Source organism: Rhizobium bangladeshense, from assembly GCF_001662075.1.
In the GTDB taxonomy this organism is placed as follows: Bacteria; Pseudomonadota; Alphaproteobacteria; order Rhizobiales; family Rhizobiaceae; genus Rhizobium; species Rhizobium bangladeshense_B.
Genome location: NZ_LYPL01000024.1, coordinates 1 through 22,742, shown reverse-complemented (window position 1 = coordinate 22,742; position 22,742 = coordinate 1). Strand labels below are relative to the sequence as shown.

Annotated in this window: 24 protein-coding genes and 1 pseudogene; 20 read left to right on the top strand and 5 right to left on the bottom strand. The window is 61.8% G+C overall.

The window, feature by feature from the left end; all coding sequences use genetic code 11:
• Window positions 1–15 precede the first annotated feature (15 nt).
• From A7X77_RS29640 to rbsK, 5 genes are read left to right on the top strand one after another with little or no spacing between them, the layout of a single operon-like run.
• A complete protein-coding gene (locus A7X77_RS29640; RefSeq protein ID WP_064686394.1) occupies window positions 16–1,134 on the top strand; it encodes a carbohydrate ABC transporter permease in 1,119 nt (372 codons plus the stop codon).
• Window positions 1,134–2,045, top strand: coding sequence for a carbohydrate ABC transporter permease (locus A7X77_RS29635; RefSeq protein WP_064686393.1), 912 nt, complete (start codon window positions 1,134–1,136; stop codon window positions 2,043–2,045). The genes A7X77_RS29640 and A7X77_RS29635 overlap by 1 nt, the downstream gene beginning before the upstream one ends.
• A 16-nt stretch (window positions 2,046–2,061) precedes the next feature.
• Entirely contained in the window at window positions 2,062–3,090 is a 1,029-nt protein-coding gene (locus A7X77_RS29630) for a LacI family DNA-binding transcriptional regulator (RefSeq protein WP_064686392.1), read from the top strand.
• 43 nt (window positions 3,091–3,133) lie between these two features.
• Entirely contained in the window at window positions 3,134–3,595 is a 462-nt protein-coding gene (locus A7X77_RS29625; RefSeq protein ID WP_064686391.1) for an RbsD/FucU family protein, read from the top strand.
• Window positions 3,592–4,521: a ribokinase gene (gene rbsK / locus A7X77_RS29620; protein WP_064686390.1), complete on the top strand. Its 930-nt coding sequence runs from the start codon at window positions 3,592–3,594 to the stop codon at window positions 4,519–4,521. Before A7X77_RS29625 ends, rbsK begins: the two co-directional genes overlap by 4 nt.
• 56 nt (window positions 4,522–4,577) lie before the next feature.
• Here rbsK and A7X77_RS29615 read toward each other — a convergent pair whose 3' ends face one another.
• Both A7X77_RS29615 and A7X77_RS29610 read right to left on the bottom strand, forming a co-directional pair.
• Entirely contained in the window at window positions 4,578–5,303 is a 726-nt protein-coding gene (locus A7X77_RS29615) for a response regulator (RefSeq protein WP_064686389.1), read from the bottom strand.
• 131 nt (window positions 5,304–5,434) lie between these two features.
• Window positions 5,435–5,767: a hypothetical protein gene (locus A7X77_RS29610; protein ID WP_064686388.1), complete on the bottom strand. Its 333-nt coding sequence runs from the start codon at window positions 5,765–5,767 to the stop codon at window positions 5,435–5,437.
• Between the two features lie 245 nt (window positions 5,768–6,012).
• On the opposite strand from A7X77_RS29610, the gene hemN reads away from it, so the two are divergent.
• Window positions 6,013–7,365 carry an oxygen-independent coproporphyrinogen III oxidase gene (gene hemN / locus A7X77_RS29605; protein WP_064686387.1) on the top strand — a complete coding sequence of 451 codons (1,353 nt, stop codon included), beginning with the start codon at window positions 6,013–6,015 and terminating at the stop codon, window positions 7,363–7,365.
• 527 nt (window positions 7,366–7,892) lie between these two features.
• Here the strand turns inward: hemN and A7X77_RS29600 are convergent.
• From A7X77_RS29600 to A7X77_RS29590, 3 genes are all read right to left on the bottom strand, one after another.
• Window positions 7,893–8,336: a pseudoazurin gene (locus A7X77_RS29600; protein ID WP_064686386.1), complete on the bottom strand. Its 444-nt coding sequence runs from the start codon at window positions 8,334–8,336 to the stop codon at window positions 7,893–7,895.
• 232 nt (window positions 8,337–8,568) lie between these two features.
• The gene (locus A7X77_RS29595) at window positions 8,569–10,494 is read right to left on the bottom strand and encodes a hybrid sensor histidine kinase/response regulator (protein ID WP_064686414.1); all 1,926 of its coding nucleotides are present in this window, start codon (window positions 10,492–10,494) and stop codon (window positions 8,569–8,571) included.
• A gap of 26 nt (window positions 10,495–10,520) precedes the next feature.
• Window positions 10,521–11,252, bottom strand: coding sequence for a Crp/Fnr family transcriptional regulator (locus A7X77_RS29590; RefSeq protein ID WP_064686385.1), 732 nt, complete (start codon window positions 11,250–11,252; stop codon window positions 10,521–10,523).
• A gap of 237 nt (window positions 11,253–11,489) precedes the next feature.
• Here A7X77_RS29590 and ccoN point away from each other — a divergent pair, with 237 nt between their 5' ends.
• The 14 genes and pseudogenes from ccoN to A7X77_RS33255 all read left to right on the top strand — a co-directional run.
• Entirely contained in the window at window positions 11,490–13,112 is a 1,623-nt protein-coding gene (gene ccoN, locus A7X77_RS29585; protein ID WP_064686384.1) for a cytochrome-c oxidase, cbb3-type subunit I, read from the top strand.
• 8 nt (window positions 13,113–13,120) lie between these two features.
• Window positions 13,121–13,855: a cytochrome-c oxidase, cbb3-type subunit II gene (gene ccoO, locus A7X77_RS29580; RefSeq protein WP_064686383.1), complete on the top strand. Its 735-nt coding sequence runs from the start codon at window positions 13,121–13,123 to the stop codon at window positions 13,853–13,855.
• 8 nt (window positions 13,856–13,863) lie between these two features.
• The gene (locus A7X77_RS29575; protein WP_003568501.1) at window positions 13,864–14,016 is read left to right on the top strand and encodes a CcoQ/FixQ family Cbb3-type cytochrome c oxidase assembly chaperone; all 153 of its coding nucleotides are present in this window, start codon (window positions 13,864–13,866) and stop codon (window positions 14,014–14,016) included.
• A gap of 1 nt (window position 14,017) precedes the next feature.
• Complete coding sequence (ccoP, locus tag A7X77_RS29570) at window positions 14,018–14,881, top strand: cytochrome-c oxidase, cbb3-type subunit III (RefSeq protein WP_064686382.1); 864 nt, start codon at window positions 14,018–14,020, stop codon at window positions 14,879–14,881.
• Between the two features lie 10 nt (window positions 14,882–14,891).
• Window positions 14,892–15,077, top strand: a complete 186-nt coding sequence (locus tag A7X77_RS32780) for a hypothetical protein (protein WP_082928883.1) — start codon at window positions 14,892–14,894, stop codon at window positions 15,075–15,077.
• 169 nt (window positions 15,078–15,246) lie between these two features.
• Window positions 15,247–16,815 carry a cytochrome c oxidase accessory protein CcoG gene (ccoG, locus tag A7X77_RS29565; protein ID WP_064686381.1) on the top strand — a complete coding sequence of 523 codons (1,569 nt, stop codon included), beginning with the start codon at window positions 15,247–15,249 and terminating at the stop codon, window positions 16,813–16,815.
• Window positions 16,812–17,297, top strand: a complete 486-nt coding sequence (locus A7X77_RS29560) for a FixH family protein (RefSeq protein ID WP_064686380.1) — start codon at window positions 16,812–16,814, stop codon at window positions 17,295–17,297. The genes ccoG and A7X77_RS29560 overlap by 4 nt, the downstream gene beginning before the upstream one ends.
• Entirely contained in the window at window positions 17,294–19,579 is a 2,286-nt protein-coding gene (locus A7X77_RS29555) for a cation-translocating P-type ATPase (protein WP_064686379.1), read from the top strand. The genes A7X77_RS29560 and A7X77_RS29555 overlap by 4 nt, the downstream gene beginning before the upstream one ends.
• Window positions 19,576–19,734, top strand: a complete 159-nt coding sequence (gene ccoS / locus A7X77_RS29550; RefSeq protein ID WP_064686378.1) for a cbb3-type cytochrome oxidase assembly protein CcoS — start codon at window positions 19,576–19,578, stop codon at window positions 19,732–19,734. The genes A7X77_RS29555 and ccoS overlap by 4 nt, the downstream gene beginning before the upstream one ends.
• A gap of 30 nt (window positions 19,735–19,764) precedes the next feature.
• Window positions 19,765–20,430, top strand: a complete 666-nt coding sequence (locus A7X77_RS29545) for a Crp/Fnr family transcriptional regulator (RefSeq protein ID WP_064686377.1) — start codon at window positions 19,765–19,767, stop codon at window positions 20,428–20,430.
• A 462-nt stretch (window positions 20,431–20,892) separates the two neighbouring features.
• Window positions 20,893–21,375, top strand: coding sequence for a cytochrome c maturation protein CcmE (gene ccmE / locus A7X77_RS29535; protein ID WP_064686375.1), 483 nt, complete (start codon window positions 20,893–20,895; stop codon window positions 21,373–21,375).
• On the top strand, window positions 21,372–21,494 hold the full coding sequence (locus A7X77_RS34240) for a hypothetical protein (protein ID WP_280950412.1): 123 nt from the start codon (window positions 21,372–21,374) through the stop codon (window positions 21,492–21,494). The genes ccmE and A7X77_RS34240 overlap by 4 nt, the downstream gene beginning before the upstream one ends.
• 74 nt (window positions 21,495–21,568) lie before the next feature.
• Entirely contained in the window at window positions 21,569–22,246 is a 678-nt protein-coding gene (locus A7X77_RS29530) for a CBS domain-containing protein (protein WP_064686374.1), read from the top strand.
• 371 nt (window positions 22,247–22,617) lie between these two features.
• Window positions 22,618–22,742, top strand: a pseudogene (locus tag A7X77_RS33255) (5-aminolevulinate synthase); the annotation flags it as partial.

The following is a 22,742-nucleotide window of genomic DNA, read 5'->3' as shown; positions in this document are numbered from 1 at the left end:
CGGGCGAGGAATATCATGTCGACAGTCGAAGGCGACCTGCTGCACACGGTCGAAGCCGGCTCCATTTCCGCGAGCCGCCGTTTCTGGGGCCGCGCGGCTCTGTGGCTCAGCGCCGCATGGTTCATAGCGTCCTTTGTCTTGCAGGGGGTCCATGAACTGGGCTGGACCGAATGGGGTTTTGCGAACTGGCGACCCGTCCTCTATGCATATTTCCTCTGGGCCGCGGTTCTTTGCGTCACGCGCGTCGTCATTTACGGCGAGGCCGGCAAGAAAGCGCTTTTTGTTCTGCCGGCCGCGCTTTTCGTCGTGTCGATGGTGGTCTTCCCACTGCTCTTTGCGCTCTGGATCGGCTTTTCCGATTGGAATCTCGCCTCTTCCGCCGGGCGGCGTTTTAACGGGCTCGACAATGTGCGACGGATGATCGCCGACCCGTTCTATGCCAACGCCTTGCTCAACATGATCCTTTATTCCCTGGCGATCGTTGTGGAATATGCGATCGCATTCGGCCTGGCGCTGCTCCTCAACCAGGAAATCCTTGCCCGAAAATTCTGGCGGGTCACCTTCCTCGTTCCCTTGATGCTGTCGCCGGTCGCGGTGAGCTGGATGGTCGGTAAATCGATGCTGGAGACCCGCTTCGGCCCGATCGCGCGCCTGGCCCGCTGGCTCGGCTGGGAAAATCCTTCGTTTTTCGGCGATCCGCTGACGGCGCGGTTGTCGATCATGATCATGGATGCCTGGACCTTCATTCCCTTCATGATGATCATGCTGCTCGCCGGCTTGCAGGCCCTGTCACGGGAGGTGCTGGAGGCGGCCGAAGTCGACGGCGCCACCCGCTGGCAGCGCTTCTGGCAGGTCATTTTCCCGCTGATGCTGCCGGTGTCGGTCACGGCGGTGATGATCCGCATCATCTTCAAGCTCAAGCTCGCCGACATCATCATTACCGTGACATCGGGAGGCCCGGGCGGGGCGACCGATTCCGTCACCAGTTTCATCTATCGCGAATACCGCGACCGTTCGAATGTCGGCTACGGGACGCTGCTTGCGCTCGTCTATCTGGTGATCATCGTCATTGGGATGACGGGGCTGATGAAGATTTCCGACCGCGTTGTGAAGCGGATGACAGGAAGGCTCTGATGGTTCGCATCGATTTCGAAAAATACGGGCGGGGCCAGCGCATTCGCTGGTGGGCCATGCGTTTTGCCGTCTACGGCCTGCTCGTCGTCTGGGCATGTGTCTGCATCTTCCCGCTGTTCTGGACGGTTTCGACCTCGTTCAAAACAGCCGCAGATGTCATGCGCGGCAATCTGATCCCCTGGTTCAATTTTACCCCCAGCTGGCTCGGCTGGCGCTCGCTCGGGCTCTCTCCCGATACGATTTCGCAGATATCCACGGTGCGCGACGAATTCATGCGCCGGCTCTGGAACAGCGTCATCATCTCGGTCACGGCATCCGCTCTTGCGGTCGTGCTCGGATCGCTGGCGGCCTATGGGCTCAGCCGCTTTTCCTACAAGTTCGGCCATATGCGCAATTCCGACATCTCCTTTTTCTTCCTGTCGCAGCTCATCATGCCGCCGGTCGTCCTCGCCCTGCCGTTCCTGGTTCTCTACAAGGAACTGGCGCTGCTCGACACTTATGCCGGCATGATCGCCGTCTATACGCTGATGGTCCTGCCGATCGTCGTCTGGATCATGCGCGACCAGTTCGCCACCATACCGGTGGAGCTCGAGGAGGCAGCCCTGGTCGACGGCCTGTCGGTCTGGGGCGCGTTTGCCCGCATCATCGTGCCACTGGTTCTGCCGGGCATGGTGGCCGCCTTCCTGCTGGCGCTGATCCTGTGCTGGAACGAATATTTCTTCGCCGCGCTGCTGACCTCCACCAATACCAACACGCTGCCGGTGATGATCGCCAGCCAGACAGGCAGCCAGGGCATCAACTGGTGGTCGATGGCCGCCCTTTCCACCGCCGGAATCCTGCCGCTGGTCGTCGTCGGCGTCGTGCTGGAAAAGCATATCATCGCCGGGATGACCGCGGGCGCCGTAAAATAGCTGCGGGATGTGAGACATGGCGAAGATGCCGACAGTCAAGGACGTGGCCGAACATGCGGGCGTATCCGTGGGAACGGTTTCGCGCGTGTTGTCGGGCGAAGCCGCGGTCAAACCGGTGCTGCGCGAAAAGGTCAACAACGCCATTTCGGCGCTGGGCTACCGGCCGAACGTCACCGCAAGAGCGCTGCGCACCAGCAGGACCGACGTCATCGGCCTCGTCGTTCCCGACATCACCAATCCCTTTTTTGCGCAGCTTGCGGCAAGCATCGAGCGTGCGGCGCTCGAATGCGGGCACAGCCTGATGCTGGCAAGCTCGCATAACGACAGCGAGGCGGAGCAGAGCCACGTTTCGGCCTTTCTCGACCGGGCGGTGCGAGGCATCATCGTCGTGGCTTCGAGCGACGGTTCCGGACTTGAGCTGCCGGCTTCGGTCCCAGTTATATCGCTCGACCGGCGCTTCGGCACCTTTCCCCTGGTGTCGACCAACCATGCGCAGGCGGCCACTCTGATTGCCGATCATCTCTATGGGCTGGGGCACCGGCGCATTGCCTATATTGCCGGGCCGACCGACACCGAGGCAGGGCGGATACGCAAGGAGGCCTTTGTCAGCCGCATGGACGGATTCGCCAAAACCGGCGAGGCCGTTGACCTGGAAATCGCTTACGGCAGGTTCGACTACGAGTCCGGCGAAAGAATTGCCCGTAACCTGCTTTCGCGCCGGGCGCAGGACCGGCCGACGGCGATCGCGGCCGCCAGCGACCAGCAGGCGATCGGCGCATTACGCGCGGCCCGGGACCTCAAGATCGACGTGCCGCGAAAACTATCCGTCACCGGTTTCGATGACATTTCGCTCGCCAATCTGGTGGTGCCGCGGCTGACGACCGTACGCCAGCCGGCCGACATGCTGGCACGGCGCGCGGTCAGCCTTCTGCTGGCGGAGCCGCCGGGCACGGCAGACGAAACGGTCGACGGATCGCTGATCGTGCGCGGTTCCAGCGGCCCATGCCCGCAACCCAAGGCGGATATGACAGGACATACCAATTGAGGCACGGCCGGTGCTCCGGCGACGAGAGAAGGATGGAAGACCAATGCTCAAAGGAATTCGGGCCGAGCTCAACGGCGACATACTGCAAGCACTTAGCAACATGGGACACGGCGACTATCTCGTCATCTCCGACATGAATTTTCCATCGGATTCAATTGCCCGCCAGACGCGTCTCGGTAAATTGCTGACCATGGAAAACATTCCCGCGCCGCAGGCAATCGACGCGGTCCTGTCGGTCTTGCCGCTGGACACACCGATCCAGCCGTCGGTGGGCCGCATGGAAGTGATCGGCAAGCCCGATGAAATTCCGCCGATTCAGCAGGAAGTCCAGGCGATTGTCGATCGCGCCGAGGGCAAGCCGTCGCCGATGTATCCTGTCGAGCGCATGGCCTTCTACGACATAGCCAAGAAGGCCTATTGCGTGATCGCAACGGGGGAACTGCGGTTCTATGGATGTTTCCTGCTGACCAAGGGCGTCATTCCGGCGGAGGAGGCGGTCCGATGAGCGAGAAAAGCGGGATCGTCATTTTAGGCATTTTTGCCGCCGACACTGCCTATAAGGCAAAGCGCCTGCCCCATATTGCCGAGACGCTGATGGGCTCCGGGTTCACGCTTGGGCCGGGAGGCAAAGGGTCCAATCAGGCAGTTGCCGCGGCAAAGGCGGGCGGCAAGGTGACCTTCATCTCACGGGTCGGCAACGACCCGTTCGGCGCGATGGCGCTTTCAGCCTATGCGGAGGCGGGCGTCAAAGCCAATGTGATGAAGATGGACGGCGTTTCCAGCGGCGCCGCCTTCATCTTCGTCGACGAGGTGAGCGGCGACAATGCCATCATCGTCGCGCCGGGCGCGGCGGGCCTCATCGGCATCGAGGATGTCGATGCGAACCGGGCGGAGATCGAAAGCGCCGCCATCTTCATGACCCAGCTCGAACAGCCGCTCAAGGCCGCTATGCATGGATTGTCGATGGCGAAAAGGGCAGGGGCGACGACGATCTTCAACCCGGCGCCCGCGCGGGCGATCCCGGACAGCATCTACGGCCTGTGTGATTTCATCGTCCCCAATGAAGTCGAAGCAGCGGAATTGGTGGGCCATACGATCGAAACCGATGAGCAGGCACGTGCAGCGGCTCGCACACTGGTCGATCGAGGAGCGCAAGCGGTGATCATTACGCTCGGCGCACGCGGGGCATACTATCACGCCGCCGGGCAGAGCGAATTCGTCCCCGCATTTGCCGCGGGAAATGTCGTTGACACAACCGGAGCCGGCGACGCGTTTCTCGGCGGGTTCGCGACGGCGATTTCCGAAGGACAGGCGCCGATCGAAGCCGTCCGTTTCGGCTGCGCGACCGCTGCCATCGCGGTCACACGCCCGGGCACCGCCCCCGCCATGCCTTCACGCGCCGAGATCGACACACTGCTGCGGTCGGCATGAGCGACGAATGCGAGGAACCCGAAGGAGCAGCGAAGCCACCACCTCCGCTGAAACCGTCAATCCAGTCTTGCGGTAAAGACGTAGCCGACGCCGCGCACTGCCTTGATGAATTGGGGCTTCTTCGGGTCCGTCTCGATCTTGCGTCGCAGCCGGACGATCTGGGCATCGATCGTCCGGTCGAAGGCTTCGAGGTTTCGGCCCCTGGTCAGGTCCATCAACACGTCGCGGGTCAGGACCCGGCCGGCATGGCGCACGAAGGTCGTCAGCATATCGAATTCGCCGGTCGTCAGTTCGATCTCCGTGCCCACGGGGTCGAGCAGCTGGCGGCGGCTGAGATTGAGTTTCCAGTCCTCGAAGCCGATGATCTCCTCGCCGGCCGCTTCGGCGTTGCGCGCGGGAGGTTGCCGGCGGCGCAGGATCGATTTCAGGCGCGCATGAACTTCCCGGAGGTGGAAGGGCTTGGCGATATAATCGTCGGCGCCGACCTCCAGACCGACAATTCGGTCGACGACGTCGTCGCGGCCCGTTAGCATCATAATCGGCACATCGGACTGGGCGCGGATTTCGCGGGCAAGGTCAAGGCCGTCCGCGCCGCCCGGAAGAACGAGGTCGAGCAGAACGGCGTCGAAATTCTGCTGGCGCAGGCGCACGCGCATTTCGGTGCCGTCGGCCGCGGAAGAGACCGTATAACCCTCGTCCTCGAAATAGCGCGTCAACATCTGGCGAATGCGCGGGTCGTCGTCGACGACGAGAAGATGCGCGTCATGCTGCGGTGCTGCCATTGTCCATCCGCCAAGCCGTTGCTCGTTACAGATCGTATCCAATGGCACTGTCTTTAACATGCCGCTCAAGCCGGTGTCACCAGCACGTGGTCCGTTGTCCTCATCGGAAGCGGGAACCGATCCGGCCGAGATCATCCAGATTGGGCGTCGTGCAACGGATGGTGAGCCGCCGGCATTGGCACCGGGCTTTCCGAGATTTGCCAGGCGCAGAGCCATCTACGGACATCATTGGCGGTGATCCGAAGCGTGTCGCCGCTCGCAGAGGCGAGGCGACGCGCGGCGATCTGGCAGAACGTGTCGACGTGCTGACGAAGGCGGAGTTCCGTTGCCCGCGGCGGCGACGCCACCGACAGCAGGGCGCGTCGCGAGACCACGAGGGTCTTGATCTCAGGCCCGAAGCGCACCTCGATGCGACCCGATTTGTCTTTGACGTCCAGGCTTGCTGTGACGATTTCATAGGGCATTTTATCGCTCCGGATCATTGGCTCGTCGTCGCGGCTGCCGCCAGATTTCTCTGCAAGCTAAGGGCCAGGCTGAAAGATGCTTTGACCTCGATCAAGTGAAGAGGCCGAGGCGATCCACGCCGAACATCGCGCTGTGGTCAAATATCCGGATGTTTCCTGGCTGAGACCTCATCATTGATTTGGGACAAGGAAGCCGGCGCGGCTGGAGGTCATAAAGCATCCTGCTCTTGAAAAGGGATGCGACAATGTCCGATGATCTGATCGCCAAATACGGCGATGCGCGACTTCCGCGTTATACGAGTTACCCGACGGCGCCGGCTTTTTCAGCCGCCGTGGGGCCGGATGAATATGCAGGTGGCATCGCCGATATCGCCAACGCCGGCCCAGTTTCGGTTTATCTCCACGTCCCGTTCTGCCGTTCGATGTGCTGGTACTGCGGCTGCCACACGACCATCACCCGGCAAGACGCTCCGGTCGCCGACTATCTTGACGTGATGAAGGAGGAGATCGAGCTCGTCTCCTTTGCGGCTGGCAACGACGTGCCCGTCAAGAACGTGCATTTCGGCGGCGGCACGCCGACGATCATGAAACCGCAGGAATTTTCCGCTCTGATGGCAAAGCTCCGGAGCGCCTTCGCCTTCGAGGCGGATGCCGGCGTCGCCGTCGAGATCGATCCGCGCACGTTAGCTGCCCCCATGATCGATGCGCTCGCCGAAAACGGTATCGACCGCGCCAGCCTCGGCGTTCAGAGCTTCGATCCGATCGTGCAGGCCTCCATCAATCGTCTACAGTCCTTCGAGCAGACGGAGACGGCGGTCGTCGGCCTGCGGTCGGCCGGCGTGAGCAGCATCAACTTCGACCTGATTTATGGCCTTCCGAAACAGACTGTCCAATCCTGCGTCGAAACAGTTCGGTTGGCGGCAAGGCTGCGTCCCGAACGTTTCGCCGTTTTCGGTTACGCCCACATACCCGCCTTCAAGAAGCATCAGCGCCTGATCGACGAAAGCACGCTGCCGGACGCAAAACAGCGCAACGAGCAGGCGGAAGCCATCGCCGAGGAGCTGCAGAAGACCGGATATCAGCGCATCGGGCTCGATCACTTTGCACTGCCCGACGATCAGCTGGCGCTTGCCGCGCGCAACGGCGCGATGAGAAGAAACTTCCAGGGCTATACCACGGATGATTGCGACAGCCTGATCGGTCTCGGTGCATCTGCGATCGGGCGGCTGCCGGCCGGTTATATGCAGAACCACGTGCCTCTCTGCCTCTATGCGGAGCGGGTTGCCTCCGGCGTCCTGCCGACCGCCAAGGGATATCTTCTCAGCGAAGAGGACAAGCTTCGGGCGAAGATCATCGAGAGGCTGATGTGCGATTTCGAAGCCGATCTCGGCACGTTGAGCAACGGATCGGGTTTCGACGCCGGCTTCCTTGTCGAGCGCAACGATCGTCTCGGCGAGCTTATGGCCGACGGCGTCGTGACGATCAGCGGTGAGCGGATTGTCGTATCCCAGGATGCACGCTTCATGGTCCGTGCCGTTGCGGCGGCATTCGACGCCTATTTCGGCTCGCCCGGACGCACGCACAGCAAGGCAGCCTGATGGTCGCCCGAAATGGGCGGCGGATTTTCGTGACAACAAAGAACATCAAGCCACGCCGGAGGCGCCAGTCGGGTGGCTCCGGCCTGTTCGCTCATGCCCTCAGGCGGTGAGGTTTCGATAGATCGCAGGCAGTGCGCCCGGGAGGTTCGAAAGCTCCGAGATCACGGCAAAGCCCGTATCCGAATTCGCAAATCGCAATCGGACAGCGGATCCCGATGCCGCGACGTTCAGCTCCTGATTGACGTCACGGCCGTCGGCTGCTGTCGCTCGGAGGACCCGGACGGCTCATTGAAATGCAGCTCGATCTCGGCGGGCGGCCGGTCCAGCGTCTCGTTGGCGGCCGCGCAGGCCGCCTGAAGGAGCCGTGTCGCGAGGTTGCCTACCGAGCACCACATGATCGACGGCTCTCGCCCACTGCGCCTGCGAGACAAACAGCCGCCACGAAAGCAATCGTCATGGGCTTGAACATCATGGCTCTCCATTGTGCGGGATGGCGCGCAAGCGCGGCCATCCGCGCCTGCCGTTGATCACTGGGTGATGTGGGTGAGCTCGGCATCGAGCCGCTTGCGCACCATGTTCGGCACCTTTGCGATCTTGACCGCTTCGATGTTGGCCGGGCTGTCGCCGACCTGGATCAGGGCAACCATGCCCATGCCGGCATGCGGCGTGCATTTCAGGACATAGGCGCCCGGAACATCGAATTTCGCCTGATATGGTTCGTTCGGTTTGGACTTGAATTCGGCAACGCCATCCGGAATGAGGCCTTTGAAGGTCTCGACATTGTGGCTCTTATCGGTGGGAACGAAGGTGACGGTGTCGCCGGGGGCGATCTTCAGGAAGCCGGGCTCGAACACCATCGCGCCGTCCGAGCCCTTGTTGAGCATCTGAACCTGGTGGTCGGCGGCCATCAACGGCGCTGCCGAGGCAATCAAGGCTGCCGCTGCAGCGATCAGACCGAATTTCAAACGCATTTGCCATCTCCTGTTCTGCGAGGCTCGATCAGCCTCATGAATCTGTTTTAGGAGATGCCGGAACTGGGTTCTTTGACGCCCGTCAAATTCGGGGAAAAAGCCGACGATCCGAAATTTCAGCTGCTTGCCCAGCGCTATGGCCGCCCGCGAGCGATGCAGGAATGACCGGAGAACACGCACGCTCCTAGAACGTCGGCGCTGCGGGAGCATTCGGATGGCCGCAAATCCGAGCTCACTTCGCGTCGAGAAGCTCGCGGAGCTTCAACGCCAGTTCCCTTGCGGTATAGGGCTTGCGCAGCCACCTTGCGCCGGGAACGATGCCTTTGCCCACGAGACCCGGCTCGGAATATCCCGAGGTAAACAGAACGGCGATGTCGGGCCGCAAGATGCGCACTTCTCGTGCCAGTTCGTCACCCGTCATCCCGCCCGGCATCACGATGTCGGTAAACAGGAGCGCGATGTCGGGATTTACCCTGAGGAGATCGAGGGCGCGGTGGCCGTTCTCGGCTTCGCACACCATATAGCCCATCGAAGCGAGCCTGGCGACGGCCACGCGGCGTACGCGGGGGTCATCTTCGACCACCAACACCATCTCGTCCCCGCGCGGCAGCTGGCTCTCGCCGGCGCCATGATCCGGCGCGGATTCATGAGGCTTTGCCCCGTTGACGGCCGGCAGATAGATTCTGACCGTCGTGCCGCGTCCGACCTCGCTGTAAAGCTGGAGGTGCCCGCCGGATTGCTTGACGAAACCATAAACCATGCTGAGCCCGAGACCTGTTCCCGAGCCGACTTCCTTCGTGGTGAAAAAAGGTTCGATCGCGCGCTTCCTGACCTCCTCGGTCATGCCGGCGCCGGTATCCGTCATTGCAATGAGGACGAAGTTGCCGCTGCGCACCTCCGGATACATTTTTGCATAGTCGGCATCGAGATGGACGCGCGAAATCGTCGTCGTCAGACTGCCGCCTTTCGGCATGGCGTCTCTCGCGTTCAAGGCGATGTTCAAAATGGCGTTTTGAAGCTGCGAGCTGTCGACGAGGACGTCGAGGCCCGACCCGTCGATGACGGTCGACAGCTTGATATCTTCGCCGAGCGTTCGCCGCAGCAGATCCGCAAAGCCGGTGACGAGCTGCCCGAGATCGGCATGCTTGGGATTCAACGGCTGGCGCCGGCCGAAGGCCAGCAGTTGGCCCGTCAGGATCGCGCCGTCCTGTGCGGCGGCCTGGGCCTCCCTCAGAATGTCGCGAAGGCTGCCGGGCGGCAGCTTGTCCTCGATCATTTCGAGATTGCCGCTGATGACGGTCAGCAGATTGTTGAAGTCATGCGCGAGACCTCCTGTCAGCTGTCCGATCGCCTCCATCTTCTGCGCCTGGCGAAGATCCTCCTCGATCCTGAAACGGCTCGTCAGATCCCGGACGAAACCGGTGAAGATGCGCTCACCGTTGGCTGTCGCCTCGCCGACATGCAGTTCCATTGGGAATTGCGTGCCGTCGGCCCGCTGGCCCGTTACCACGCGCCCATAGCCGATGATGCGCTTCTCGCCCGTTTCGAGATAATGGTCGATATAGCCGTCGTGAGCGTCGCGGTAGGGGTTCGGCATCAGGTTGCTGACGTTGCGGCCGCAGATCTGCTCCGCCGGCATTCCGAACAGCTTCTCGGCAGCCTTGCTGAACGACAGCACTGTTCCCTTATGGTCGATCACCACCATCGCGTCAGGGACGGTATCGAGGATCGAGCTGAGATGCGCTTCGCGGGATTTGACCGCTTCCTGAGCCCGCTTCAGCGCGCTGACGTCGCTGTTCGTCTGTATGACGGCAAGCTCGCCGTCCGGCAGACTGACCAGCACGCAGCGAGACGCGACATAGATGTCGTGGCCGCTCTTGTGGCGATGAACGATCTCGCCCTGCCAGAAGCCGCGCGCCTTCAGTTGGTCGCGGATATGTTCCGCCGGTTCGGGAAATTTCGTCGCCAGCAGGTCGTAGACCTGCTCGCCGACCGCTTCTTCCCTTGCCCAGCCATACATGTTCTCGCAGCCGATGGACCAGTGCGTGATCGTCCCATCGAAACGATGGACCAGGATATCTGCGCCGTCGAGCACGTGCACCATGGCATCCAGCTCCTGCGGCGATGCGGTTCTGGGTGACACGAGGCGATGGGGCATGAACGTCGATCCTGCGGCTTGTTGCATCAGTGCAGGTTGACCCTATGACAGGAATCCTCCGAAAAATCATCAGCGTCGCCCGACAACTGTACCAGCCGGGCGAGATTGACGATCTTGAGGTCGTGCCTGCCCTCGGGAACAACGATGTTGCGCGAGGCAAGTTTCGTAATCGTGCGGGACACTGTCTCGATGGTCAGGCCGAGATGATCCGCAATGTCCTGGCGGTTCATCGGGACGCGCAGCAGACCCTGGCGCGGCTGCGAGTTTCGGCGGGATGCAAGCTTGACGATGAAGCTGCAGAGGCGCTCCTCGGCGCTCTTCTTCGACAGCAGCACCATCTGTTCATGCGCAGCGGCCGCCTCCTGGCAGAGCAGCGAGATATAGGCCGGGCCGAGCGCATTCGACCGAGCGACCTCTTCGTGGAAACTCTTGCGCGATATCCGGCGGATCTTGCATTCAGTGACGGCCTCGGCCGTGAAGAGGAATTCGTTTTGCAACGAGGCGCCGATGAGATCGCCAGCGAAATGAAACGCGGTGATCACGCGGCGACCTTCGCCGATGATGCGGTGCAGGCGGACGACGCCTTCTTCCACCTGGAAGAGATGGTTGGCCTTATCGCCCTCCCAGCAAATCGCCTTGCCGGCTGCGACGGGCTCGGCCGCCGAACGCACAAAAAGCGATGACAACGATTCGCCGGCATGAAGGGCTTCTAAGGTCTTGTCGGCATTGTCGAACGCGTGGTTGTTCTGCATCAGCATCGTCGTGTCCCCCTGTAGCGATAGGTGCAGTAGAAAGCCGCTGCGTCACACAGGAATGAGCAGACGGTGCCAAAGGGTGAAAGTTTGTAACAGTGTGTAACAGCTGCGGTTCGTCCGCCGCTTCCAGTCCGCTTGTTGATGTAGATCAAGGAGCCGTTCCCGGCTTCATGACAGTCCTGCCTCGAAATCCGAGAAAGCCGGCCGCGAGGCGGTCGTCTGTGCACTGGGGACGACATCATGAATTACACGACGGAAACGATGGTGGTCGCGGTCGCAGCGTTTCTAGCGCTGCTCGCAGCCGCATTCGCGCATGATCATCTCTTTGCGGTTCATATGGGCATACTTTCCCTCTGCCTGGTTGCGGGAACCCTGCTGCTTGTGAGGAAGGTCGACTTCGCACCGGCGGATCCACGGCGGAAAGTCGACCTCTCAGGCTATTTCGACGAGGTGATCCGCTACGGCCTGATCGCCACGGTATTCTGGGGCGTGGTCGGCTTCCTGGTCGGCGTCGTAGTTGCGTTGCAGCTGGCCTTTCCCGACTTCAACATCGCGCCCTATCTCAATTTCGGCCGGCTGCGGCCGGTTCATACATCGGCCGTTATCTTCGCCTTCGGCGGCAACGCGCTGATCATGACGTCGTTCTACGTGGTGCAGCGCACCTGTCGCGCGCGCCTCTTCGGCGGCAGCCTCGCCTGGTTCGTCTTCTGGGGCTACCAGCTCTTCATCGTCATGGCGGCAACCGGCTATGTTCTGGGCATCACCCAGGCGCGCGAATATGCCGAGCCTGAATGGTATGTCGATCTCTGGCTGACCATCGTCTGGATTGCCTATCTCGCCGTTTATCTCGGAACGATCCTGAAGCGCAAAGAGCCGCATATCTATGTGGCGAACTGGTTCTATCTCGGCTTCATCGTCACCATCGCAATGCTGCACGTGGTCAACAATCTGGCGGTTCCGGCCTCGTTCCTCGGTTCGAAGAGCTATTCGCTCTTCTCCGGTGTCCAGGACGCGCTGACCCAATGGTGGTACGGCCATAACGCCGTCGGCTTCTTCCTCACCGCCGGCTTCCTCGGCATGATGTACTATTTCGTGCCTAAGCAGGCCAACCGGCCGGTCTATTCCTACCGGCTGTCGATCATTCACTTCTGGACCCTGATCTTCATGTATATCTGGGCCGGCCCGCATCATCTGCATTACACGGCGCTGCCCGATTGGGCGCAGACGCTCGGCATGGTCTTCTCGGTCATGCTCTGGATGCCCTCCTGGGGCGGCATGATCAACGGTCTGATGACCCTTTCGGGCGCCTGGGACAAGATCCGCACCGACCCGATCATCCGGATGATGATCGTCGCCATCGCCTTTTACGGCATGTCGACCTTCGAAGGCCCCATGATGTCGGTCAAGGCGGTCAATTCGCTCAGCCACTATACCGAATGGACGATCGGCCACGTGCACTCGGGTGCTCTCGGCTGGGTGGGTATGATCACCTTCGGAGCGATCTACTATCTGACGCCGAAACTGTGGGGGCGCGAGCGTCTCTACAGCCTGCGGATGGTCAACTGGCACTTCTGGCTCGCAACGCTCAGCATCGTGATCTACGCCGCCGTGCTCTGGGTCGCCGGCATCCAGCAGGGGCTGATGTGGCGCGAATACAATTCCCAGGGCTTCCTCGTCTATTCCTTCGCGGAAACGGTCGCGGCGATGATCCCCTACTACGTGCTGCGTGCGGTCGGCGGAGCGCTCTACCTGGCGGGCGGCCTCGTCATGGCCTGGAACGTCTTCATGACGATCCGCGGTCAGCTGCGCGACGAAGCGGCAATCCCGACCACTTTCGTGCCCCAGGCACAGCCTGCCGAATGAGGTGAGACATGGCATCGCTACTTGATAAACATAAGATCCTCGAGAAGAACGCGACGCTTCTTCTGGTCGGCTCGCTGCTGGTCGTCAGCATCGGCGGCATCGTTGAAATCGCACCGCTGTTCTACCTTCAGAACACGATCGAGAAAGTGGAAGGCATGCGGCCCTACACGCCGCTCGAGCTCGCCGGACGGAATGTCTACATCCGCGAAGGCTGCTATCTCTGCCACAGCCAGATGATCCGGCCGTTCCGCGATGAAGTCGAACGTTACGGCCATTACTCGCTCGCCGCGGAATCGATGTACGACCATCCGTTCCAGTGGGGATCGAAGCGGACAGGGCCGGACCTTGCCCGCGTCGGCGCACGCTACTCGAACGAATGGCACGTCCAGCATCTGGCAGATCCGCGCGCCGTCGTGCCGGAATCCATCATGCCAAGCTATGCCTTTCTCAAGGAGCAGGAGGTGACGGTCAAGGATGTCGGGATGGACCTCAAGGCCAATGAGGACGTGGGCGTGCCCTACAACGACGACATGCTGGCGAATGCCGAGGCCGACATGAGGGCTCAGGCCGATCCAAATGCGGACACGGCGGCCCTGCTTGCGCGCTATCCGAAGGCGAAGGTCGGCGATTTCGACGGCGACCCGGCCAGGCTGACCGAAATGGACGCCCTGGTGTCCTACCTGCAGATGCTTGGAACGCTGGTCGATTTCTCGACCTATGACGACGCGACCGGCTACCGGTGAGGGGATCCATGGAAACCTATACTGCAATGAGACACTTCGCCGACAGCTGGGGCCTCCTGGCAATGGCGGCATTCTTCGTCGGCGCGGTCGTATTCACCCTTCGCCCAGGCAGCAAACAGACGGCGAAAGAAGCCGCCGATATTCCCTTGAAGGACGATTGAGATGTCGGAAAAACATATCGATGATTTGAGCGGCGTCGAAACGACCGGACATGAATGGGACGGCATCCGCGAGCTCAACAATCCGATGCCCCGCTGGTGGGTCTGGACCTTCTACGTCACGATCTTATGGGCGATCGGCTACGCCATCGCCTATCCGGCAATCCCGATGATCACCTCCGCCACGAAAGGTTATTTCGGCTACTCGACGCGCGCCGAACTGCAGCAGGACCTCGATCTCGCCAAGGCATCCCAGACGAAGTTCCATGATCTGATCGCGGCCAAGACGGTGCAGGAAATCGACGCGGATCCGGCTTTGCGTGAATTCGCCATCGCCGGCGGCGCGTCGGCATTCAAGGTCAATTGCGCGCCCTGCCACGGCTCGGGCGCGAGCGGCGGCCCGGGATTCCCGAATCTCAACGACGATGACTGGCTGTGGGGCGGGGACCTCGATGCCATTCAGACCACGATCGCTCATGGGATCCGCTTCGACGGCGATACGGAGAGCCAGGCTTCCGAGATGCCGGCCTTTACCGATGTTCTTCAACCCATCCAGATGAAACAGGTCGCCGCCTATGTCTGGGGACTAACCAATACGCCCTCCGATCCCGCGCTCCCGGAGGCGGGAAAGCAGGTCTTCATCGACAACTGCGCCGTATGTCACGGTGAAGAGGCCAAAGGCAAGACGGAAATGGGCGCGCCGGATCTCGCCGACGCCATCTGGCTGAAGGCGCGCGGCGAAGACGCCATCCTTCGTCAGGTGGCCTCTCCCAAGCACGGCGTCATGCCGGGCTGGGCGGGACGTCTCGGCGACACGACGGTCAAGGAGCTGACCATTTTCGTCCATTCGCTGGGCGGCGGGACGTAAGGAGAAAGCCATGACAGTTCATGACCACAATCCAATCCTCGGTCTCTACGGCACGCCGCGAGCCACCATCCGTTCGCGTGTCTCGGCGCGCGCTACACCGATACCTCCGTCTGCCGAGCAGGACGACCCGGCAAAAATCGGCAATTCGATCGTAAGTTTGACCAGTCTCAAAGATCACAAGGAGACGAGTCGGTAGTGTCAGTTCCTGTCGAGGACGTCCCAGCGGTGTTTCTCCCCCGCTGTCCTCCGGCCACGCCCTTACCCCAGGCGTGGCCTTTTCGCTTCCGGAAAGGTCTTTCTTGATCTGCATCAAGGAACGGATGTGCCGCGGATGGGACAAGAGCGGCTGAAACCGGACAGGTCCCATGAATCTTTATACCGCTCCCGATCCAAACGACATCGAGCGCGTCAGCGTCGAGCCGGTCAATGCCCGGCGCAACCGCCAGCCTCTCTATGCGCCGCGCAAGAAGATTTTTCCAAAGCGCGCCGAGGGGCGATTCCGCCGGTTCAAATGGATCGTGATGCTGATCACGCTCGGCATTTACTACCTCGCGCCGTGGATCCGTTGGGATCGCGGTCCCTTTGCACCTGACCAGGCAATCCTCATCGACCTCTCCTCGCGACGCTTCTTCTTTTTCTTCATCGAGATCTGGCCGCAGGAATTTTACTATGTTGCGGGGCTGCTGGTCATGGCCGGGTTCGGCCTCTTTCTCGTCACCGCTGCGGTCGGCCGCGCCTGGTGCGGCTACGCCTGTCCGCAGACCGTCTGGGTCGATCTTTTTCTTGTCGTCGAACGCGCCATCGAAGGCGATCGTAACGCGCGGATGAAGCTCGACGCTGGCCCCTTCACCTTCGGCAAGATCAGGAAGCGGGTGACCAAGCATGCGATCTGGCTGCTGATCGGCGTGGCCACTGGCGGAGCATGGATCTTCTATTTTGCCGACGCGCCGAGCCTGGCAGCGTCGCTGTTGACCGGCAGTGCTCCTGCCCCTGCCTATGCCACGATCGCCATTCTGACCGCCACGACCTATGTTCTCGGCGGTCTCATGCGCGAGCAGGTGTGCACCTATATGTGTCCGTGGCCGCGCATCCAAGGCGCCATGCTCGACGAGAATTCGCTTGTGGTCACCTATAATGACTGGCGGGGCGAGCAGCGGTCGCGCCACACCAAGAAGGCCCAGGCCAAGGGCCTGCCGGTCGGCGATTGCGTGGATTGTAATGCCTGCGTCGCGGTCTGCCCGATGGGGATCGACATTCGCGACGGCCAGCAGATGGAATGCATCACCTGCGCCCTCTGCATCGACGCCTGTGACGGCGTCATGGACAAGCTGGGAAAGCCGCGCGGCCTGATCGCCTATGCGACGCTCAGCGAATATTCGAGCAACATGTCGCTTGCTACGGACGGAGGGCGGACAGCCATCCAGCCCTCCAAGGTCCGAAACGACGATGGAAGCTTCATCCCGGCGGTCCGGCATTTCGACTGGCGCATCATCTTTCGCCCCAGAATCATTTTCTACGCCGTTGTTTGGGCATCGATTGGCATCGCCATGGTCGTCCATCTCGCTTTCCGCGAACGGCTCGAGCTCAACGTCGTCCACGACCGCAATCCTCAATATGTTCTGGAAAGCGACGGTTCAATCCGCAACGGCTATACGCTGCGCGTCCTCAACATGGTGCCGACGCCGCGGGACGTCACCATCATCCTCGTCGGGCTGGAGGGGGGCACAATGCGCATTCCCGAATTCGGCCGGCAGGATGGCCGCAGCTTCACTGTCCACGCCGAACCCGACGCGGCCACGACGCTCAAGGTCTTCGTCACCCGCAAGCCCGACGGAGCCGAGATCAATGAATTCCTCTTCGTCATCGAGGATACGGGCCATGCCGACCGGGCGACCTATCGCGCGGCGTTCAATGCACCGGGAGACGGGAAATGAAGGCTTCCACTCATGGTTTTACCGGCTGGCACATGCTGCTTGCGATCTCGGCATTCTTCGCCGTGGTGATCGCCATCAACGTCACCATGGCCGTCTATGCCTCGTCCAGCTGGAGCGGCCTGGTTGTGGAAAATACTTATGTGGCCAGCCAGCAATTCAATGGCAAGGCGGCAGCGATGAAGGCGATGGCCGCCTCAGGCGTCGAGGGCGCTCTCTCCCTCAAGGGCAGCGCGATCCGCTACGAGATCCACGGCAAGGGGGGCGCGCCTGCGATCATCGACGATGTCACGCTGAACTTCAGACGGCCCGTCGGCGATCATGAGGATTTCAGCCTGACGTTGCGCAAGACCGGCGGGGGACGGTTCGAAGCCGATCATGAGGTCGCCGATGGCGACTGGATCGTCGAAGCTATATCGAGGCGGAACGGCGTGGTCATCATGCACGAGGCCAAGCGCTTCGATACCGCGGAGTTCGGCCAATGACCTGCTGCTCGATGGATACGGAAAGCGTTCTCGCCCTCAGCGCGACATCCTCCAGCGCCGAGGAAGTCCGCCTTGCCAGCCATCCGCTCGGGGCCGGATTGCACCAGCTCGACCTCAGCGTACCCGACATTCATTGCGGCGGCTGCATATCGACCATCGAAAGCGCGCTGTCGGCGCTCGCCTTTGTCCGGAAAGCACGGGTCAATCTCACCGCCAGACGGGTTAGCTGCGTCTATCAGGAGGAGATCGACGGGCGGACGACCGATCCTTCCGAAATGCTCGCGGTGGTCAATGCGGCCGGATACCGCGCGCATCTCATCACGTCGACGGCGCCCGAAACCGACAGGATCCGGAACCAGCTGCTGCTGGCGATCGGCGTCTCCGGCTTTGCCGCCGCGAACATCATGCTGCTCTCGGTGTCGGTCTGGTCGGGCGCCGATGCGGCGACGCGCGACATGTTTCACTGGATCTCGGCGATGATCGCGGCGCCCGCGCTGGTCTATGCAGGACGCTTCTTCTTCAAATCGGCCTGGAACGCGCTGAAACGTGGGCGCACCAACATGGACGTTCCGATCTCGCTTGCCGTGGCGCTCTCTTATGCCGTCTCCTTGTGGGAGACCATGCATCATGGTGAACATGCCTGGTTCGACGCTTCGGTGTCCCTGCTGTTCTTCCTGCTGATCGGCAGAACCCTCGATCATGTAATGCGGGAAAAGGCGCGCGCGGCGATCAACGGGCTTGCGAGACTGGCGCCGCGTGGGGCGCTCTTGATGATGCCGGACGGATCGCGGCACTACGTCGCGGTGGAAGAGATCGCGGTCGGAGATGACATCGCGATTGCGGCCGGCGAACGTGTTCCCGTCGACGGCAAAGTCGTCAGCGGCGAGAGCGACGTCGACCTCTCCATCGTCACCGGCGAGAGCAGCCCGGTCGCTGTCGCCGCAGGCAGCGCGGTGAATTCGGGTGCGATGAACTTGACCGGCTCGCTCGTTCTGCGGGCGACGAAAGTGGCGAGGGATTCGCTTCTTTCGGAGATCATCGGCCTGATGGAAGCGGCCGAGGGTGGCAGGGTTCGCTATCGCCGGATCGCCGATCGGGCCGCAGCACTCTATTCCCCGGCCGTGCACCTTTTGGCGCTCGCCTCCTTCCTCGCCTGGGGCTTGTGTGGCGGCGACTGGAAACAGGCTATGCTGGTCGCGGTCGCGGTGCTGATCATTACCTGCCCCTGCGCATTGGGTCTTGCCGTGCCCGTCGTCCAGGTGGTCGCCGCCGGCGAGCTTTTCCGCAATGGCATCATGGTCAAGGACGGTTCGGCCCTCGAAAGGCTGGCCGAGGCGGATATCGTGGCCTTCGACAAGACCGGCACGCTGACGATGGGCCGGCCCCGCCTCGTGCGGGCCGAAAGGATCGACGCGGACAATACCGCCATCGCCTGCGCATTGGCGGCACATTCACGCCATCCCCTTTCCCAGGCTCTGGTGCGGGACATGGAGCCTGTTTCCTCCGTCGCCTTCGACAGGGTCACGGAGATCCCCGGCGGGGGACTGGAAGCCCGGAAAGGAGCGGACGTCTACCGGCTGGGCAACCGGGCCTTTGCCTGCGGAACGGCCTTCACGCCCGGGGCCGAAAGCCCGTTTTCGGAAGTGGTCCTGTCGAAGAACGGCGCCGATCTCGCCCGTTTCCTGTTCGACGACACGCTTCGCCCGGGCGCGGCCTCGGCCGTCCGCCAGCTTGCCGCAACCGGCCTTGAAACGCTGATGATTTCAGGCGACAGGCAGACCGTCGTCGACAATACGGCGCAAGCTCTCGGTATCGACATGGCCATGGGCGCTTTGGCGCCGAAACAGAAGGTCGAGGAATGCCGGAAGCTGAGCGCCGAAGGCCACCGCGTGCTCATGATCGGCGACGGCATCAACGACGCTCCCGCGCTTGCCGCCGCGCATGTCTCGATGGCGCCTGCCACGGCATCCGACATCGGCAGGCAGGCCGCCGACCTCGTCTTTTTCCACGACCGGATTGATGCCGTCCCGGAAGCGATCGCCGTTGCGCGACGATCCGCCAGCCTCATTCGGCAGAACTTTGCCCTCGCCATCGGTTACAACGTGCTGGCGGTGCCGATCGCGATCGCCGGACTGGCGACGCCGCTGATCGCGGCGGTGGCCATGTCGACATCGTCGATCATCGTCGTGACGAACGCGCTCCGGTTGAACGCCTTCGGCGACCGGCCCGGCCTGCCGACCGTGGCGCGCGCCCGCGAGAATGCGGAGGTCAAAACCGCATGAACATGCTGATCTATCTGATACCGATCGCGCTGCTGATGGGAGGAATGGGCCTGCTGGCGTTCCTCTGGTCGCTGAAAAGCGGCCAGTACGACGATCTTGAGGGCGCCGCCTGGCGAATCCTCGACGAGGACGAGACCGATCGGAAAAAATCTTGAACCGCACACAGGCCAACGAAAGGACGACCGATGCTTGCGAAAAATCCCATACTTTTGCGGTCTGATCTGTTCGACAGCCTGGACGAGGCGACGATAGAAGACTTTGCCGCCACGGCTCAGTTCCGGAGCTTCGCACCGGACGAGCGGATCATCGCCGAGGGCGAGCAGGGTTCCTTCGTCTATTGCGTCATGCGCGGCTTCGTGCGGCTTTCAAAGTCGGAGACCGCCGGGCGCGAGGCAGATATCTGCATCTGCGAGCCGGGCGACACGTTCGGCGAATATCTGCTGTCGGGAGGCGGCGCCTACGCCTATAGCGCGTGGTCAGCAGACGGGGCGGAGGTCGCGTTGTTCGAACTTTCGCAATTGCGGGCGCTCACCGACCGATATCCCGTCATGCATCACAACGTCATGCGCATCATGACCCGGCATCTGCTCGGCGCGATGGATTGCATTGCGGGAGCCCGGCTGCACACGGCCGCCCAGCGTGTTGCAAATTACCTCGCCAGCCGGTGCCCGGCGTCAGCATCGCAGGCCACGTTTCGGCTGCCGTACCGGAAGAGAATTCTGGCCGGCAAACTGGGGCTTGCGCCCGAAGCCCTCTCGCGGGCTTTCGCCGCGCTTGTTCCTGCAGGGGTCGAAGTCAGAGGCAAGGTCGTCCTGGTCGACAGCGTCGATCTGCTGCGCAAAGCGTGTTGACCTCGAAAGCAGGGCGGTAACAGCGCCGGAATTTGACCGGCGTCAATGTGGCGATCGCTTGCTCCGTTATGTTCAGGCGCAAAAGGCACCTGGACGTCATGCTTATCTGGATTGTTTTTGCGGTCATCGCGACTGCCGTCATCGCCTCCCTTCTTCATCCGCTTGCTTCGAGCCCGGCCCGCATCGACCGTGGCGCCGACGACGCATGCCGGGTCTATAGAGACAGCTTTGCGAACTCGACGGGGAGGTGGAGACGAACCAGCTCGGGCGCAACGAGTACGAATATGCCCGTGCCGAAGTTGCACGGCTATTCAGGGCAAGCGAACAGCAGCCTGAGGACCGCCGGAAACTGCCGCATGCGCGCCGATGGGCGAAGCTCGCCATCGTCGCAGTTCTTCCGCTCGCGAAGCCGCTGACCGCCTTGGCGCGGGAGCCTCGCATGACAGTTCAAGGAGATTCGAGATGACGCGCAAGCAGAAGCGCCTTGCGGTGATCGCGGGCGGGATGGGTTTCATCCTTGCGGCGGTGCTGTTGGTGATGTTCGCCTTCAGCCAGTCGGTGGCCTATTTCTACATGCCGGCGGATCTGGCCAAGACCCCGGTGGCGCCGGAGACCCGCATCCGGCTCGGCGGGCTGGTGGGCGCGGGCAGCGTCGTGCGCGGCACCGGCTCGACGGTGGAATTTACAGTCACCGACGGCAGCACCAATGCGGTCAAGGTCCAATATACCGGCATCCTTCCGGATCTGTTCCGCGAGGGCCAGGGTGTGGTCACCGAAGGCATGTTTGCGTCAGGCACGAACGTCTTTGTCGCCGACACCGTGCTCGCCAAGCATGACGAGACCTATATGCCGAAGGAGGTGGCCGACCGGCTGAAGGCGCAGGGGCTGTGGCAGGAAGGCCAAGGGGGACAAAACCAGCGGAAGGAGGCGAAGGCGACGCCATGATCATCGAGATCGGCCATTACGCCCTGGTGCTGGCGCTGGCGACGGCGCTGATCGTCTCGATCGTGCCTGTCATCGGTGCGCGCCGCCATGACCGGGCGATGATGGCCGGAACAGATTGACGAAGATCAAAGCAATCCGACCGGCCGGCCTCTAGCATATTCTGACGATAATCATGAGCAGTGAGGCAGCGACCATGCAAGCAAGGGATATAATGACCACGAATGTGGTTTCGATCAGCCCTGATGTCAGCGTACGTCATGCGGTCGCGATGATGTTGCAAAACCACGTCAGCGGCCTTCCCGTCGTTGACGATCATGGACGCGTCTGCGGCATGGTCACGGAAGGCGATCTGCTGTTACGCCGGGAAGTTCGTTTTGCGCCCCGTCACGCGCGCGCACCGGAATTGATCTCCGAAATCGATCTCGAACGCTATATCGGCAGCAACGGATGGTGCGTCGCCGACATCATGTCCCAGGATGTCATCGTCGCGCGGCCGGACAGCGAAGTCTCCGATATCGCCGAAAGCCTGCAGGTGCACCGCATCAAGCGGCTGCCGATCGTCGAAGACGAACGTCTGGTCGGAATCGTCAGCCGAAGGGATATTTTGCGAGTCATCGCCGAGGCTCCGACGACGGTATTGCCGCGAGAAGACGATGCCATCCGGCTGGCGGTGCGCACCCGGCTCAGATCAGATCTCGGTCTCACCCCGCAAAAGGTGCAGGTGTCCGTCCGCAACGGCCAGGTGACGGTCGACGGCCAGGTGGAATCCGAGCTCAAGCGCAGGGCGATCAAGGTTCTCGTCGAAGGGCTTGGCGGCATCGCCGGCTACAAGGATTGCCTGCTGGTGTCGCCGGTTCACAGCCAGGATTGAAGGCTCGGGTCGCATTGGCGCGCCGTCATCGCGCCAAGTGACGAGGAGGCTTGCTCGATCTATCAAGATCGAGCAAGCCGTCTGTCAACTTCCCTGTTTGACACGGAAAATCCCGACTCGCCTTTTGACATTCGCCCGGTTGCCGGGCTCCAATCTTCGATGGAAAGCAATCACGTCGACGGCGTGTTCCTGTCATGCAGCCGGCGGGCCTCGGCCAGCACGCTGATCTGTCGCAGCGTTTGCGGGACAACCAAATTCTGAAAGCTGCGATCACGACCAGCAAAGCGGGCGACTTGCGCCGAACTTGACGGAGATCAAATACCGACCGGCTGGTCCCATGTATCGCTTGGGCCATGCAAAAGGAGCATGTGATGGATTTCGAAGCATTTTTCAAAAACGAGCTGGACGGGCTTCATGCCGAGGGCCGCTACCGCGTTTTTGCCGATCTCGAGCGTCACCGCGGCAACTTTCCGCGCGCGACGCGCCATACGGCCGA